The following is a 1,915-nucleotide window of genomic DNA, read 5'->3' as shown; positions in this document are numbered from 1 at the left end:
CCCGGAGCTCCGCGGCGGGGTATCCGGCGGCGGTGAGAGCGTCGCGGGTGTCGTTGTCGTGGATGGCGTCAATCTCCGCCCGGGTGGGGCGGCGGGTGAAGACGGCGGAGACGGTGTACCGTTCCGGAGCCTCAGGGGTGAGCAGAGTGGACGGTAGCGCATCCGTGAGGACGGCGCCGACTTCGAGTTCGGTGGAGGGAGACCGGTTGAGTGTGTTCATGATCTGACGTTACGCGCCGTGGATGTGCGCGCACACAGCCTCGATGGTGGTGTGTTGCCGGAGTCAGACGGACTTCTTCCGACGGGCGTTGCGGCGGACGAGGGCGAAGATCAGGGTGCCGACGAAGAGGATGATGCCGATGATGGCCAGCCAGAGCAGGCCCTTGATGGCGAACCCGACAACGGCCAGGATCGCCCACACGATCAGAAGGATCACGATTACGGTCAACATGGTGCTTACGGTACCCGCGAATGCGGAGCCCGGTCATGAGCGACTGACCTCGCACGCTTCTGGCTAGAAAAGCGGCAAAGTCATCGATGCTGGCTGACCGAGTTCTCTCCGCGCACGCAACGTGGTCGAACGTTGCTTCACCGCCTCAACCATTGTCGAGGCCTCGCGACAAAGTGATAAGGAACCCTGTCCTTACGGGCCGCCGGCGTGGCAGCTGGCATTTCCGGCGGCTGGCTCGGTGCGTTGATTCGTCACCCCGGTCACAGGCCGGACTGCATCGCTCCTGTCCGCACATCCGCAAGCGACCAACAAGCGTTTGGGAGCCCGAACTGCTCCGACGGCGAGGCCCGTGCCGAACGGTTGAGGGGGTCGAGCTCGTCATGCTCGCGCGCGTGTCGTGGTGGAAGGATTAGCCCCTTCACGGCGAAGTCGACACGCGTACCCCCCCGCTGACGTCGGAGTACGCGGCACCGGCCGGACAGGAACGGATAGGGAACGAAAGCCGGGCCTATTCACATATGGGCGGCGTACAGTTCGAAGATGATACAGAGTGAGAAGCCCCGAACAACAACCAGAGCGGTCTCCGCAATGGGAACCGCGGCCGATATGCGAGCAGGACCAATCCGGCTACATGTCCCAGCGCCTCGAATCCCCGAATCCCGTCTCGAGGCTGCGCTCGACCCTCCGCGCTCGATTCGTGCCCGGGCAACTGCCCTAGAGCCCGCGTTCCGGGCGCACTTGACCAAATCAGTCGGTGCCTCGTCCGACCCCGACGCGCCCCGAGAAGGCCTTGTCATCCTGGATCACAACGGCAACAAGTTCTCAGTCAGGGTCAGCATGGCCTTGATCTTTCAGAAGCATGCAGCGCTAGTCCGTGCCGCAGGAGAATCCGCTCTCGTGGTACTCGCGCACGTCGACGGCGTCGAACTGCTCCTGATCACGCCCACGACTCCCTTTCATTTCGATGCTTCACTCGTGGTGGGCCGGGGAAGAACAACCCGTGCCCCTCTGAATCGCCGCACACACGGACTCCCCACGGCCGAACTTCGTCCACCGGAGCTCACGCTCTTGACCTAATCGTGGCATGGACGGTCGTCGCCTGCCCACGTCGCCGGTGGTGTCGAGCGGCCTAACCGTTTGCGCATCGCACACGAGGGGCGAGTAGCGTCCGCGCCCAGGTCGTGCGGCGCTGGGGCAACCAGCCGCGAGGCCCACGGCGGGGGGCCGATGGAATGAGGTAACTGGCATGCTACTGAAGACTGGCATCAGATCGCGGATTCAGCTGCTCGCACAGGCCGACATCAAACACTCAAGCGGTTGTCAGTCCCGGTCGGACCGCGGCTGCCCGCCAGGAATCTGATCAAGTCGGTGTCGGAATATCTTTCGACTTCCGATTCGAGCCAAGGCGCGTGGGGCGCAGCCTCACCTCTTCCGGTTTGATGCAAGACAGCCCGATGAAGGCTC

1 protein-coding gene and 1 pseudogene are annotated in these 1,915 nt (G+C 63.7%); both read right to left on the bottom strand.

The genetic code is table 11. From position 1 onward, the window contains the following. Nucleotides 1-220 (bottom strand): annotated as a pseudogene (locus tag KNO15_RS22755) (hypothetical protein); the annotation flags it as partial. 63 nt (nt 221-283) lie between these two features. Continuing rightward, nucleotides 284-451, bottom strand: coding sequence for a hypothetical protein (locus KNO15_RS22750; protein WP_241706178.1), 168 nt, complete (start codon nt 449-451; stop codon nt 284-286). Nucleotides 452-1,915 lie beyond the last annotated feature (1,464 nt).

Source organism: Leifsonia shinshuensis, from assembly GCF_022606355.1.
Lineage (GTDB): Bacteria > Actinomycetota > Actinomycetes > Actinomycetales > Microbacteriaceae > Leifsonia > Leifsonia shinshuensis_B.
The sequence above is the reverse complement of the archived record's forward strand: the minus strand, read 5'-3'. Positions and strand labels throughout refer to the sequence as shown.